The organism is Streptomyces ziwulingensis, from assembly GCF_039542605.1.
GTDB lineage: Bacteria > Actinomycetota > Actinomycetes > Streptomycetales > Streptomycetaceae > Streptomyces > Streptomyces ziwulingensis.
Genome location: NZ_BAABIG010000004.1, coordinates 55,986 through 68,607 on the forward strand (window position 1 = coordinate 55,986; position 12,622 = coordinate 68,607).

Genomic DNA, 12,622 nt, shown 5'->3' on the forward strand with positions numbered 1-12,622 from the left:
GACGGTGGCCACCGCTGGCCCCAAAGGTGGTCCAGACCAATTGCGAAGTCAAGGGGTAGGTCCGTACCAACTCCCCTCCCGCCCGCCCCCGCACCCCCTCGCCCCCTCCCCCTCCCTTCGTTCTCGGTGGGGTGGGTGGTGTGAGACCCCATAGGTCCTGGGCAGGTCCGACATATGACCGAGGCCCGCTCAACCTGTCCCCGTTTCGCACCACTTGTGCCACTGGAGTTCGCGGGTAGCTACAGAAACGCTGTTCTCCGGTCACAGGCGCGTGGTTACAGTGCTGAGGTAGTCACGCAGTGAAGTCATCCAGGTGTGCCGCAGTGACCTCCGGCGGACCGACGGCCATGGGGAGACGGGGAGCCGCGCGTGCCAACTGCCATTGCCGTGACCAGCGCCGACATGGCGCTGCCGCCACAGGACGAACGAACCGTGCCCGCCGTCGTCCTGACGGACATCGCCGAACGGCCGCTGGAACAGGCGCTGGCCGACCTCCAGACCCTCATCGACCAGCACGGACACGTCATCGTGGTCTGCTCGGGGGCCGTCCCCGCCGCCGTACGGCGTCGGCTGTACACCATCCGCGCCCTGCTGGAGACCGACCGGATCGCCCTGTTCCGGCCGCCCCTGCCGCCCCTCTCGGTCGCCGTCCTGGTCCGGCAGTTGCGCCAGCTCGCCTCCTGCGACCTCAGCCCCGGCGTGCTCGCCTCGGCCGGCCGGCTGCTCACCCACTACCTGCACTGCGGCGCGGTGCTCGGCTCCGTCGCCCGGCTCGACCGGGTCCCCGTCGGCCTGACGTCGCACGCCAAGTCCTGGCTGCCGGGCAGTCAGTTCGGCGTCCTCGCCCACCCCGAGCCGCGGCTGCTGCGCATCGACCCCGAGGCCGCCCTGCCCGGCCCGGACTTCGGCACCTGGCTGCTGGTCGCCAAGGGCCAGCTCCACTCCGACTGGGTCACCGGCACCCTCGCCCCCTCCTGGAACGTCTCCGGGGTGCGCGAGGCCACGCTCCCGGCCGAGTCCGCCGACTGGTGGGGCACCCCGCGGCTGACCGAGTTCTGCGCCTTCCTCCCCGACCTCTCGGTCCTCTACCAACTGGTCGCCTCGGTCCGCCGCTCCCTCTGCCACTGGTGCGGCATCGACGTCATCGGCGACCGCTGCGTCTTCTGCTCCGCCACCCCGCCGCCGCCCGACGAGCACCGGCGCCGCGGGGCCCGGCACGCCCTCACCCAGGGCGCGGCCGGCACCCCCGCCGCCGGGATCCCGGCCTCCGGCGCCCTGTCCCCCGTCCCCGCCCGACCGAGATCACCCATGAGGACGTACGGTTCATGAACTCCCGTCAGCGCCGCGGCGTGATCCTGCTCATCCTGTCGGTCCTGTGCGCCCTGGGCGCCTTCGCCGGCGTGCTCTCCGTCGTCGGCGACGTGAAGTCCAAGGTCGGCCCCGAGGTCACCGCGTACCGCCTGAAGGACCAGGTGGAGCCGTACACGGCCCTCAGCGCGGATCAGTTCGAGAAGATCGAGATGCCCGAGCGGTGGCTGTCGGAGAACGCCGTCACCGACCTCGCCCAGCTCCGCGGCAAGATCGCCGTGACCACCCTCGAAAAGGGCTCCCTGCTGCAGAGCGACATGATCGTCGACCGGCCCGCCCTCCGGCCCGGACAGCAGGAGGTCGCCATCATGATCGACGCGGCGACCGGGGTGGCCGGCAAGATCACGCCGGGCTCCACCGTCAACGTGTACGCCACCTTCGAGGGCGCCCGTGAGGGCGACCCCGACCAGTCCAAGATCATCGTGACCGGTGCCAAGGTCATCGACGTCGGCCGGCTCACCGCGCTGCGGCCCGACGAGACCGACGGCGACCGGGAGACCGGCGAGGCCGTGCCGATCACCTTCGCGCTCTCCGCCATCGACGCCCAGCGCCTCACCTACGCCGAGTCGTTCGCCCGGCGGGTCCGGCTCGCGCTGCTGGCGCCGGGCAGCGACACCACCGTTCCCGAGCAGGACCGGACGTACGAACTCGCGAAGGACAAGTGAGAGGCCCGCATGCCCACGAGGATCCTCCCGGCGGTCGGCGACGCGGACGCGGTCCGGTCCCTCACCACCCTGCTCAGCCAGCTCCCGGACGCCGAACCGGTGGCTCCGGTCACCGACTCCACCCAGCTCGTCGACACTCTCGCGCGGCTGGCCGCCGAGTCGGTCGACGAACTGCCCGAGGTCGTCGTCGTCCATGAGCGGATCGGCCCGGTCCCGGCGCTGGAGCTGATCCGCGAAGTGGCGCTGCGCTTTCCGGCCGTCGGCGTCATCCTCGTCACCTCCGACGCCGGTCCCGCCCTGTTCCAGGCCGCCATGGACCACGGCGCGCGCGGCCTGGTCGCCCTGCCGCCGCAGTACGAGGAACTGGCCAGCCGCGTCCACGCCGTCGCCCAGTGGTCGGTGGGGGTCCGCCGCCACCTGGGCAGCGGCGGGGAGGTGAGCACCGGCACGGGCGGCACGGTCGTCACCGTCAGCGGCGCCAAGGGCGGGGTCGGCACCACCGTGACGGCGGTGCAGCTCGCGCTGGCCGCCCAGGCGTCCGGCCGCCCCACCGCCCTGCTCGACCTGGACCTCCAGACCGGCGACGTCGCCGCCTACCTGGACGTGCAGTTCCGCCGCTCGGTGCTGGACCTGGCGTCGATCACCGACATCTCGCCGCGGGTCCTCGCCGACGCCGTCTTCCGGCACGACAGCGGCCTCGCCCTGCTGCTCGCCCCCGCCGAGGGCGAACGCGGCGAGGACGTCACGGACCGGGCCGCCCGGCAGATCGTCGGCGCCCTGCGCTCCCGTTACGAGGTGGTCGTCGTGGACTGCGGCGCGCAGCTCGGCGGGGCGGGCGCGGCGGCCGTCGAGATGGCCGACCGGGCGCTGCTGGTCACCACGCCGGACGTGGTCGCGGTGCGGGGCGCCAAGCGGGTGGTGCGGATGTGGGACCGGCTCCAGATCCGCAAGGCGCAGGAGACGACCGTGGTCGTCAACCGGCACACGAGGAGCACGGAGATCCAGCCCCCGCTGATCGGGCGGATCACCGGCACCGCGGTCGCGGCGACCACGGTCCCCGCCCACTTCAAGGAGTTGCAGGGCGCCGTCGACGCGGGCCGCCTGCACGAGCTGGACGCCCGCGGCACGGTGAAGCAGGCACTGTGGGGCCTCGCCGCCGAACTGGGGCTGGTCAACGCCCCCGAGGGCGAGCGCAGGGCCGGCGGCCGATTCCGCGGCGACCGCGGCGCGGTGAGCCTGCGCCGGCGCAGGGGCGGCACGGCATGAGGGGGTTACGCGGCCTCACGGGCCAGGACTTCGCGGGCCGGAACCGGGTGCGCCGGTACGGCGACGCCGGGCGCCGGTACGGGGACGCCGGGCGGGGGGACGGCGACGCCGGGCGAGGGTACGGCGACGCCGGGCGAGGGCACCGGGACGGGGGGCGAGGGTACCGGGACGGCAGCCGAGGGTACGGCGACGGCGGGCGGCGGTACGGCGACGGCGGCCAGGTCGCCATCGAGTTCCTCGGCATGCTCCCGACGATCCTCGTGACGCTGATCGTGCTGTGGCAGCTCGTGCTCGTGGGATACACGTTCACCCTCGCGGGTAATGCTGCGGACGAGGCGGTACGGGCGGGGACGGCGGCCGGCCCGGGGGAGCGGCAGGGCGTCTGCCGGCAGGCGGGGCTGGACAAACTGCCGAGCGCGTGGAGCGGCAGCGCGGGCTGCGAGACCGGGGGCGGCTACGTCAGGGCCACCGTCACGCTCCGGGTGCCCGTGCTCTTCCCGGGCTCGGTCGGCTTCCCCTTCGAGGTGGAGGGGCACGCCGGTGCGGTGGAGGAGGCGAAGGACTGACATGGCGCACTCGGGCAGCAGACGCGACCGGGGGCAGGCCGCCCTGGAGTACCTCGGGTTCGTCCCGATCCTGATCCTCGTCGCGCTGGCCGGCGTACAGATCGGACTGATCGCCTACACCGCCCAGCAGGCCGGCACGGCGGCCCGGGCCGGGGCGCGGGCCGCGTCGCTGGACGACAGCGCCCAGGAGGGCTGCGCGCGGGCGGTCAGCGACTGGCTCTCCGTGTCCTGCTCGGCCGCCGAGGGCGCCGACGAGGTCACCGTCACCGCCACGGTGACGATCCCGTCGATCGTCCCCGGCTGGAACTTCGACCCCGCCCGGAAGACCGCCACCATGCCGCTCGACCACTGACCGAGGAGCACGGACGCCATGAGTCTGCGCGCACGCATCCACTCCCCCGAGGAGCACGGCAGCCGGGGCGAGGACGGCCACCTGGTCGCCTCCTACCGGGCCAAACTCCTGGAGGAGATCGACCTCGCGGAGATGAGCGCGCTGGCCGCCGCCGAGCGGAGGGCCCGGCTGGAGCGGGTGCTCGGGCACATCATCAGCCGCGAGGGCCCGGTCCTGTCGACCGCGGAACGCGCCCAGTTGATCCGCCGGGTCGTCGACGAGGCCCTCGGCCTGGGCATCCTGGAGCCGCTGCTGGAGGACGCGTCGGTCACCGAGATCATGGTCAACGGCCCCGACGCGATCTTCGTGGAGCGCGGCGGCCGGGTCGAGCAGCTCCCGCTGCGCTTCGCCTCCCACGACCAGTTGATGCAGACCATCGAACGGATCGTCTCCACGGTCAACCGCCGGGTGGACGAGGCGAACCCGATGGTCGACGCCCGGCTGCCGTCGGGGGAGCGCGTCAACGTCATCATCCCGCCGCTCTCCCTGACCGGCGCCATCCTCACCATCCGCCGTTTCCCGCGCTCCTTCACCCTCCAGGAGCTGATCGGCCTCGGCTCGCTCGACGAACACATGCTGTACCTGCTCGCCGGTCTGGTGCAGGCACGGTTCAACATCATCGTCTCGGGCGCCACCGGCACCGGCAAGACCACCCTGCTCAACGCGCTCTCCGGGCTGATCCCCGAGACCGAACGCATCATCACCATCGAGGACTCCGCCGAACTCCAGCTCCAGCAGGCCCACGTCATCCGCCTGGAGGCCCGCCCGCCCAACGTCGAGGGCCAGGGCAAGGTCTCCATCCGCGACCTGGTCCGCAACTCGCTGCGCATGCGCCCCGACCGCATCGTCGTCGGCGAGGTCCGCGGCGGCGAGTCCCTGGACATGCTCCAGGCGATGTCCACCGGCCACGACGGCTCGCTCGCCACCGTCCACGCCAACAGCGCCGAGGACGCCCTGATGCGGCTCCAGACCCTCGCCTCCATGTCGGACGTCGAAGTCCCCTTCGTCGCCCTGCACGACCAGATCAACAGCGCCGTCGACGTCCTCGTCCAGCTCACCCGCTTCGCCGACGGCGCCCGCCGCATCACCGAGATCGCCCTGCTGGCCAGCCACGGCGGCGAACCGTACCGGCTGGCCACGGTCTCCCGCTTCCACGCCCGGCCGATGGCCGCCGACGGCCGCGTCCACGGCCACTACGAGCACCACCCCCTGCCGGGCCGCACCGCCGACCGGCTGTACATGGCGAGCCAGCCCATCCCGCAGGCGTTCGGCGTCGCCCGTACGGCGGAACAGCTCGCCACCCGAGAAGCCCGGTAGGAGCCGACCCGATGGAACTGTCCGCCCTCGTCCGGCTCACCACCGGCATCACGCTGCTGGCCTGCGTCCTGGCCGTCACCGGCCTGCACTCCTACGCCTCGGGCCGGGCCCAGCGCCAGGCCCTGGTCGACCGGCTCTCCGCCACCGGCCAGGCCCCGCCCCCCGGCCGCCGCCGGTACTTCCCCACCCTCGACCGCCGGCTGCGCCGCACCCGGCTCGGCCGCGGGCTCGAACTGCGGCTCTCCGCCACCGGCCTGGGCGTCACCCCGGGCGAGTTCTCGGTCTGCCTGCTCGCCGCCGTGGCCGGCCTCTGGCTGGTCGGCCAGGCCGCGCTGGCCCCGTTCTTCGGCCCGCTCGCCGGACTGCTGGGCATCTGGGCGGCCGCCCAGTTCCTGCACTGGCAGCGCCAGAAACGCATCGAGAAGTTCATCAACCAGCTCCCCGAACTGGCCCGCATACTCGCCAACGCCACCCACGCCGGACTCGCCCTGCGCACCGCCATCGGCATGGCGGCCGAGGAACTGGAGGCACCGGCCGGCGAGGAACTCGGCAAGGTCGCCAACCAGCTCGCCGTCGGCGCGTCGATGGACGAGGCGCTCGGTGAACTCGCCGAGCGCCTCCCCTCCCGCGAACTCGTCGTCCTCGTCACCACCCTCGTCCTGTCCAACCGGGCCGGCGGCCAGGTGGTCAGCGCGCTGCGCAACCTGACCGAGACCCTGGAGGAACGCAAGGAGACCCGGCGCGAGGTCCGCACCCAGCTCTCCCAGGTGAGCATGACCTCGTACGCCGTCCCCGTCCTGGGGGTCGGCTCGTTGTTCCTCATGAACGGGGTGAAGGACGGCGCCCTGGCGCGCATGACGGGCTCCCCGGCCGGCCAGGCGGCCGTCCTCGTCGCCTTCGCGCTCTACGCCGTCGGCTTCCTCCTGATCCGCCGCCTGTCCCGCATCGACGTCTGAGGGGAGTGAAGGACATGGAACTCCTGCTCGCGCTCGCCATGGGCATCGGCGTCTGGGGCGTCTTCGCCGGGCTGCGCATGTACCGGGCGGAGGTCAAGCTCCCCAGCGACCTGGCCCTCGCCCTGGAGATCGGCGCCACCCGCACCGGCGCCGTCGACTCCCTCGTCGACCGCCTCGGCATGCGCTACGCCCCGGCCGTGCTGCGCCTGATGGGCCCGCGCCTGACCGCCAGGTACCGCCGCCGGATCGACCTCGCGGGCAACCCCGGCGGCCTCACCATCGACCGCTACGCCGCCCGCCGCGCGGTCTACGGCTTCCTCGGCGCCCTCGGCTTCCTGGTCTTCCTGCTGCGCGGCCAGTACCTCGTCGCCCTGCTCCTGCTCGCGTTCGGCGCCTTCTGGACCGAGGTCGGCATCTGGTCGGCGATCCGCGTCCGCAAGGACGTCATCGAGCGCACCCTCCCCGACTTCCTCGACGTCCTCGCGGTCGTGGTCAGCGCGGGCCTCGGCTTCCGCCAGGCCCTGGACCGGGTCGCGGTCCGCTACGAGGGCCCCTGGGCCGACGAACTGCGCATCACCCTGCGCCAGATGGACCTCGGCATGAGCCGCCGCCAGGCGTTCGCGGAACTGCGCCGGCGCAACGACTCCGAACAGGTCGCCATGTTCGTCACCGCCCTCCAGCAGGGCGAGGAACTCGGCGCCCCCATCGTCGACACGCTGGTCTCCCTCGCCAAGGACATGCGCCGCACCGACGCCCAGAACGCCCGCCGCAAGGCCGCCCGCGCGGTCCCCAAGGCCACCATGATGATCACCACGTTCATGGTCCCGGCCACGATGATCCTCCTCGGCGCCGGACTGATCCTCGGCTCCGGCACGGACTTCGGCTCCATCACCGGGGAGTAGGGAGGACACCATGGCGACCACGAACCCACCGCTGCGGGCCACGGGCCCCCGGACACCGGAGCGCCTCGGCCGGCGCCCGGCCCGCATGTCCCGCCGGCGGCCGCGCCAAACGGACGGCGGCCCGGCGGGCCCGGCCACCCCGGCCGCCCCGGCGACCGCCGCCGGAGCGTCCCGGACCGGGGCGGCCCCCGTCCGCCCGCCCGCCCTCACCCTCCAGGTCAACGCCCTCCAGGCGATGTGCCGCCAGGTCTTCGGGTTCCGCATGGCGATGATCGCGGTGGCCGCCCCCGCCGCGCTCCTGAACGCCGGCCCCGGCCTGGGCGTCCGGCTGGTCGGCGCCGCCGTCGTCCTCACCTTCATGGGCTCCTACGTCCTCTTCCGGGACTGGGAACGCTTCGGCCCGCTCCTCCTGCGCCACCCCACCCTGCTGGCCGCGGACACCCTCTTCGCCTCGCTGCTCCTCGTCTCCGCCGGCCCGGACACCACCCTCGCCTACGTCAGCGTCTGCACCCCGCTGCTGGCCGGCCTGGTCTACGGCTGGCGCGGCGCGGCCGTCTTCGCCTCGCTCCAGTCGCTCATCCTCCTGGTGATCCAGGCGGCCCTGGCCGACACCCGCCAGGGCCCCTCCCCGAGCGTCGCGGAGTCCCTGCTGGTGCCCGGCCTGTGCGTGATCGCCGGCGCGGTGGGCTCCAGCCTGCGCCAGCTCATGCTCCGCTTCGGCACCGCCACCGAGGCGCTCACCGCGGTCCGGGCCCGGCTGGCCGCGACCGAGGCGGTCGACGCCGAACGCGCCCGGCTCGCCCGGGAGATGCACGACTCGGTCGCCAAGACCCTGCACGGCGTGGCGCTCGCCGCGGACGGTCTGGCCGCCTCCGCGGGCGCCGACCGGATCGACCCGGCGCTGGTACGCGCCCAGGCCGAACTGGTCGCCCGCTCGGCCCGCCGGGCCGCCACCGAGTCCCGGGAACTCCTCGCCGACCTGCGCCGCGAGGCGGACCCCGGCCAGGGCACGGACCTGCTGCGTGAACTGCGCGCCCGCACCCGCGACTTCGCCGGCCGCACCGGCCTCCCGGCCACCTGCGCCCCGTGCGGCGAGCGGTCCGTACCCCCGTCACTCCCCGTCCCGCCCCTGCCGCCCGCCGTGGCCCGCCAACTCCTCACCGTCGCCGCGGAGGCCATGGAGAACGCCCACCGCCACGCCGCCCCCACCCGGGTCGAGGTCAGCGCCGGGATCGAGGACGGCCACCTGTACGTCAGCGTGTACGACGACGGCCGCGGCCTGCCGGCCGGCACCAGCCTGGGACAGCTCCGCCGGGCCGGCCACTTCGGTCTGCTCGGGATGGTCGAACGGGCCGCCTCGGTCGGCGCCCGCATCCGCATCGGCCGGGGCGGCCGCGCCAGGGGCACGGAGGTCCGCGTGGACCTGCCCCTGACGGCCCTCGCCCCGCCGGCCGGGGGGGAGGCAGCCGCATGACGCCCCGCCCCGGCAGGTCCGATCCGGCACCGCCGCCCCCGATGCCGGCGGTGCCCGCCGCGCCGGCCGCGCTGCGGCTCGTCGTCGCGGACGACAACCCGGTCGTCCGGGCCGGCCTCACCGCCCTGCTCTCCGGCCGCCCGGACCTCACGGTCGTCGCGGAGGCCGCCGACGGCAGACAGGCGTGCGAGGCCGCCGAACTCCACCGCCCCGACGTGGTCCTGCTGGACGTCCGGATGCCGGGCGTGGACGGCCTCGCGGCCCTGCCCTTCCTGGTACGGATCGCCCCGGTGCTGATGCTCACCTACAGCGGCGAGTCGGAGACCGTACGGGAGGCGCTGCGCCGGGGAGCGGGCGGCTACCTGGTCCACGGCGAGTTCACCGCGGACCAACTGATCACCGCCGTACGCGACGTCCGCGAGGGCAGAGCGCACCTCACGCCGACGGCCGCGGGAGCCGTACTGGACGGCCTCCGCCACGCACCCAGTGCGACTGCACACGCCCCCTCCCCGCCCAACTCGGCATACTCCGCAACCGATTTCCCCATTTCCGCGAAAAACCTTTCGCGAATGCAACCACCTGTGGGACAGTCGTCGAGGTTCCGGCTGAGTGTCAGGGAGGCGGAGATCATGGACCTCATCGCGTCCGGCATGAACAACCAGCAGATCGCCGCCACCTGCTTCATCAGCGAGAAGACGGTCAAGAACCACATCAACCGCATCTTCGCCAAGCTGCACAGCACGAACCGGGCCGAGGCGACCGCCAAGTGGCACGGCGACGGAGGTGATCCACGGTGATCCGCCGGGGTACGGGTGATTGGGCCCGGATTTGGGCCCTGGGACCCTCCAGGGAACGCGGCACGCCGGCATACGGTGCGCCCACCGACAGCGGCTCCCCGGGAGGCACACACCATGAGCAACTGGCTCCACACCACCGTCACCCACCTCCGCACCCGAGCCGCCCACACCGACCAGGGCCAGACGGCGGTGGAGTACCTGGGCATCATCGCGGTGGTCGTGGCCATCGTCCTGGCGATCACGGGGACGGACATCGGGCAGACGATCTACAACGCCATCACGGACAAGATCACCGAGGTCACCGGCGGTTGAGGCGGGTTCGCCACTACGGTGACACGGGGCAGGCCCTGCCCATCTACGTCGTTGTGGTGGGCGGCCTGCTCTTCCTCGCGTTCGCGTACCTCGCGGTCGGCCAGGCCGCGGCCAATCGCAGTGACACGCAGACGGCTGCCGACGCGGCCGCGCTCGCGGTGGCGCTGGAGGATCGCGATGTGCTGGCGGCCGGATGGCTGGAGAACGTGCTCGACCCGGCGGAATGGCAGGACTACCTCGACGGCAACGCTCTGGTTGGGGGCCCCGCGTGCGGGCGCGCGAGTCGACTCGCCGCACGGAACGAAGCGGACCTTGGGCAGTGCTACAGCCCCGAGCCCTTGCGGTACATGGTCGAGGTCACCTCGCGGGAGCCGGTGGGTGACACCATCGTGCCCGGCACGGAATCCCGGCACTCCACCGCCTCCGCCACCGCGGTGATCGAACCGCGCTGCACCTTCGACGAACCCGGAGAAGAGGCGCAGGAGGAGGTGCCGGAGGAGGCGGCGGAGGAGACTCTGCCCGCCCTCGTGTGTGGGGACGAAGAATGGGAGCTGGACCCTGAGGACCTCTCCGACCTGCCCGGGCCCGAGGACCTGTTCGACGTCCACCTGGCCGACTGACAAGCGAACGACGACGGAAGCGGAGCCATGAGCGTGCGATTCACTACGAAGGCCCGCCGAGGGGCGGCCGGCCTGGCTGTTGTGGCCGGCTTGGCCCTCGGCGTGGTCGGCTGCGGTGGGGGCGGTGACGACGACGAGAAACCGGAAGCTTCGTCCTCCGCGTCCGAGACCAGCGGTTCCCAGCCGAGCACCCAGGAGAACGAGTCGGACGAGCCGCTGGCCGATCTCAAGGGACCCCGCGGCCTGCAGCTCGCCGTCACCGCAGCGGAGCGTGACTCGGGGGGCTTCGTCACCGTGAGCGGTGACATGAAGAACGACGGCGCCAAGACCGCCAACGTGCCGTCCCAATTGAGCGGTAACGAGACCGAGATCATCCGGAACGGAAGATCACTGGGCGGAGCCACCTTGGTGGACTCCAAGGGGAAAAAGCGCTACTACGTTCTGCGGGACACCGACGGCAGGCCTCTCACCACGACCAACTTCCCGGCGCTGAAGTCCGGCGAGTCGCTGCCCGTCTTCATGCAGTTCCCGGCACCGGCCGCCGGTGTCACCGAGGTGACCCTCCAACTGCCCATGTTCTCGACCGCCACCATCACGATCTCCGGGTGAGGCCACCCATGACCCGCGCCCGCCTCACCGTTCTCCTCACCGCCACCCTCCTCCTGCTCACCCCCACCCCCTCCCACGCCGACGACGACCCCGTGGTCCCCCCGGGCACCGAGGCCACCCCCTCCGCCCCCGTGCGGGTCGACCCGAACGACCCCGACCTGAAGCTTCCGGACGGGGCCACGCTCGCCGGTGCCAAGGTGCTGGACATCAAGTCCGTCGTCGAGGACGAGAGCGGGGACGAGCGGCGCGAGGACACCAACTCGGACGTCAAGTTCGCGCTCCAGGCCGAAGTGCTGTTCGGCAAGGACAGCGCCAGGCTCGGCGGCCAGGCCCGATCCCGTATCGCCGGCATCGCCGAGGAGATCAGGACCCAGCACGCCACCCGCATCCGCGTCTTCGGCTTCACCGACGACCTCGGTTCCGCCGCCCACGGCGACGTCCTGTCCAAACGCCGCGCCAACGCCGTCCACGACGTCCTCTCCCAGGAACTGGACGACGCCGGCGTCACCTACGAGGTACGCGGCTACGGCGAGCAGTACCCCATCGCCGACAACGCCTCGGAACCGGGCCGCAAGAAGAACCGCCGGGTCGAGGTCTCCTTCCCGCGTTCAAACAACTGACCGGAGGCGAAACCCGACAGGCCCTAGCCGTCCGTCGGCAGGACCACCACCTCCGCACCGGCCCGCAGCCCCCACCCCGCCATCGCCCCGGCCGCCGCCTCCAGCACATGGCGGGAGCGGAGCCGGGGCAGACCCAGCCGTCCCGGCCGCATCGTGCGCACGGCGACGACGGCGAGCCGGCGGTCGAGGTAGGCGACGTCGACGGACATCCGCATCCGGAAGGTGTGCACGCTCCCGGCGGGGGTCAGGAGCATCGCCCCGTCGACGGAGTCCCGCCCCAGCAGCCCCCTGGTCCGCGCCCGGTACGACGCCGCGATCTCCAGCGGCACCCGGACCTCCGCCCCGCCCCGGCCGCCCCGCACCACCAGCGTGCCCCGCCCGTCCGCCCAACGCCGTCCCATGGCCGGTGACGTACCCACCCGGCTCCGCCCGCCACACCCGATCCCCACCCCCGATCCCCACACCCGCCCGCCACACCACGCTCCCCACGGCACCCCCGCGTCAAGCCCGCGCCGCGCCCCGGGTTCACCCGGACGGGGGGTGTGGAGGCAGAGTCGCGCGCAGAGCCCGGCGCGCGGGAATTCCTTCGAAGAACCCCCCTGTCGCCGGTTCTGCCTGGGAAACCCATGTGGGCCGACGGTGTTCCGGCCATGATCCGAGAGCGGAGGAAGGCTCGACGGCCAGCGGGGCGTTGTCGAGCGACTTCGGAGAGTAGTTTTTCGGTGCCGATGCACCCACGATCCCTCACGAAGGGTTATG

Annotated in this window: 15 protein-coding genes; 14 read left to right on the forward strand and 1 reads right to left on the reverse strand. The window is 72.9% G+C overall.

Annotated features, from left to right (window positions below):
- The first annotated feature begins 402 nt into the window (after positions 1–402).
- The 14 genes from ABEB00_RS01390 to ABEB00_RS01455 all read left to right on the forward strand — a co-directional run bounded on the left by ABEB00_RS01390 (position 403) and on the right by ABEB00_RS01455 (position 11,863).
- Positions 403–1,329, forward strand: a complete 927-nt coding sequence (locus ABEB00_RS01390; protein ID WP_345617020.1) for a hypothetical protein — start codon at positions 403–405, stop codon at positions 1,327–1,329.
- Positions 1,326–2,033, forward strand: coding sequence for a Flp pilus assembly protein CpaB (gene cpaB, locus ABEB00_RS01395; protein WP_345616896.1), 708 nt, complete (start codon positions 1,326–1,328; stop codon positions 2,031–2,033). Before ABEB00_RS01390 ends, cpaB begins: the two co-directional genes overlap by 4 nt.
- A 9-nt stretch (positions 2,034–2,042) precedes the next feature.
- A complete protein-coding gene (locus ABEB00_RS01400) occupies positions 2,043–3,299 on the forward strand; it encodes a CpaE/TadZ family protein (RefSeq protein ID WP_345616897.1) in 1,257 nt (418 codons plus the stop codon).
- 242 nt (positions 3,300–3,541) lie between these two features.
- Positions 3,542–3,865, forward strand: a complete 324-nt coding sequence (locus tag ABEB00_RS01405; RefSeq protein WP_345617021.1) for a pilus assembly protein — start codon at positions 3,542–3,544, stop codon at positions 3,863–3,865.
- Position 3,866: 1 nt separating this feature from the next.
- A complete protein-coding gene (locus tag ABEB00_RS01410) occupies positions 3,867–4,217 on the forward strand; it encodes a TadE/TadG family type IV pilus assembly protein (protein ID WP_345616898.1) in 351 nt (116 codons plus the stop codon).
- Between the two features lie 18 nt (positions 4,218–4,235).
- Complete coding sequence (locus tag ABEB00_RS01415) at positions 4,236–5,573, forward strand: TadA family conjugal transfer-associated ATPase (protein ID WP_345616899.1); 1,338 nt, start codon at positions 4,236–4,238, stop codon at positions 5,571–5,573.
- A gap of 11 nt (positions 5,574–5,584) precedes the next feature.
- On the forward strand, positions 5,585–6,529 hold the full coding sequence (locus tag ABEB00_RS01420) for a type II secretion system F family protein (RefSeq protein WP_345616900.1): 945 nt from the start codon (positions 5,585–5,587) through the stop codon (positions 6,527–6,529).
- Positions 6,530–6,543: 14 nt separating this feature from the next.
- The gene (locus ABEB00_RS01425; protein ID WP_345616901.1) at positions 6,544–7,431 is read left to right on the forward strand and encodes a DUF5936 domain-containing protein; all 888 of its coding nucleotides are present in this window, start codon (positions 6,544–6,546) and stop codon (positions 7,429–7,431) included.
- An 85-nt stretch (positions 7,432–7,516) separates the two neighbouring features.
- Positions 7,517–8,905, forward strand: coding sequence for a sensor histidine kinase (locus tag ABEB00_RS01430; RefSeq protein WP_425586414.1), 1,389 nt, complete (start codon positions 7,517–7,519; stop codon positions 8,903–8,905).
- A complete protein-coding gene (locus tag ABEB00_RS01435; RefSeq protein ID WP_425586411.1) occupies positions 8,902–9,702 on the forward strand; it encodes a response regulator in 801 nt (266 codons plus the stop codon). Before ABEB00_RS01430 ends, ABEB00_RS01435 begins: the two co-directional genes overlap by 4 nt.
- A 114-nt stretch (positions 9,703–9,816) precedes the next feature.
- On the forward strand, positions 9,817–10,014 hold the full coding sequence (locus tag ABEB00_RS01440) for a Flp family type IVb pilin (RefSeq protein WP_345616902.1): 198 nt from the start codon (positions 9,817–9,819) through the stop codon (positions 10,012–10,014).
- A complete protein-coding gene (locus ABEB00_RS01445; protein ID WP_345616903.1) occupies positions 10,011–10,634 on the forward strand; it encodes a pilus assembly protein TadG-related protein in 624 nt (207 codons plus the stop codon). The genes ABEB00_RS01440 and ABEB00_RS01445 overlap by 4 nt, the downstream gene beginning before the upstream one ends.
- A gap of 27 nt (positions 10,635–10,661) precedes the next feature.
- Positions 10,662–11,243 (forward strand): hypothetical protein, encoded by a 582-nt coding sequence (locus ABEB00_RS01450; protein ID WP_345616904.1) that lies wholly within the window; start codon positions 10,662–10,664, stop codon positions 11,241–11,243.
- 8 nt (positions 11,244–11,251) lie between these two features.
- Entirely contained in the window at positions 11,252–11,863 is a 612-nt protein-coding gene (locus ABEB00_RS01455; RefSeq protein ID WP_345616905.1) for an OmpA family protein, read from the forward strand.
- Positions 11,864–11,886: 23 nt separating this feature from the next.
- Here the strand turns inward: ABEB00_RS01455 and ABEB00_RS01460 are convergent, their stop codons facing one another.
- Complete coding sequence (locus tag ABEB00_RS01460) at positions 11,887–12,264, reverse strand: DUF192 domain-containing protein (RefSeq protein ID WP_345616907.1); 378 nt, start codon at positions 12,262–12,264, stop codon at positions 11,887–11,889.
- Positions 12,265–12,622: the final 358 nt, after the last annotated feature.

What these genes read in the sequence shown, in the direction of transcription:
- ABEB00_RS01405 (WP_345617021.1), top strand. Translation starts at nt 3,542, where the DNA reads ATGCTCCCGACGATCCTCGTGACGCTGATCGTGCTGTGGCAGCTCGTG.
- ABEB00_RS01390 (WP_345617020.1), top strand. Translation starts at nt 403, where the DNA reads ATGGCGCTGCCGCCACAGGACGAACGAACCGTGCCCGCCGTCGTCCTG.
- ABEB00_RS01460 (WP_345616907.1), bottom strand. Translation starts at nt 12,264, where the DNA reads ATGGGACGGCGTTGGGCGGACGGGCGGGGCACGCTGGTGGTGCGGGGC.
- ABEB00_RS01420 (WP_345616900.1), top strand. Translation starts at nt 5,585, where the DNA reads ATGGAACTGTCCGCCCTCGTCCGGCTCACCACCGGCATCACGCTGCTG.
- cpaB (WP_345616896.1), top strand. Translation starts at nt 1,326, where the DNA reads ATGAACTCCCGTCAGCGCCGCGGCGTGATCCTGCTCATCCTGTCGGTC.
- ABEB00_RS01400 (WP_345616897.1), top strand. Translation starts at nt 2,043, where the DNA reads ATGCCCACGAGGATCCTCCCGGCGGTCGGCGACGCGGACGCGGTCCGG.
- ABEB00_RS01425 (WP_345616901.1), top strand. Translation starts at nt 6,544, where the DNA reads ATGGAACTCCTGCTCGCGCTCGCCATGGGCATCGGCGTCTGGGGCGTC.
- ABEB00_RS01410 (WP_345616898.1), top strand. Translation starts at nt 3,867, where the DNA reads ATGGCGCACTCGGGCAGCAGACGCGACCGGGGGCAGGCCGCCCTGGAG.
- ABEB00_RS01455 (WP_345616905.1), top strand. Translation starts at nt 11,252, where the DNA reads ATGACCCGCGCCCGCCTCACCGTTCTCCTCACCGCCACCCTCCTCCTG.
- ABEB00_RS01450 (WP_345616904.1), top strand. Translation starts at nt 10,662, where the DNA reads ATGAGCGTGCGATTCACTACGAAGGCCCGCCGAGGGGCGGCCGGCCTG.
- ABEB00_RS01435 (WP_425586411.1), top strand. Translation starts at nt 8,902, where the DNA reads ATGACGCCCCGCCCCGGCAGGTCCGATCCGGCACCGCCGCCCCCGATG.
- ABEB00_RS01415 (WP_345616899.1), top strand. Translation starts at nt 4,236, where the DNA reads ATGAGTCTGCGCGCACGCATCCACTCCCCCGAGGAGCACGGCAGCCGG.
- ABEB00_RS01440 (WP_345616902.1), top strand. Translation starts at nt 9,817, where the DNA reads ATGAGCAACTGGCTCCACACCACCGTCACCCACCTCCGCACCCGAGCC.
- ABEB00_RS01430 (WP_425586414.1), top strand. Translation starts at nt 7,517, where the DNA reads ATGTCCCGCCGGCGGCCGCGCCAAACGGACGGCGGCCCGGCGGGCCCG.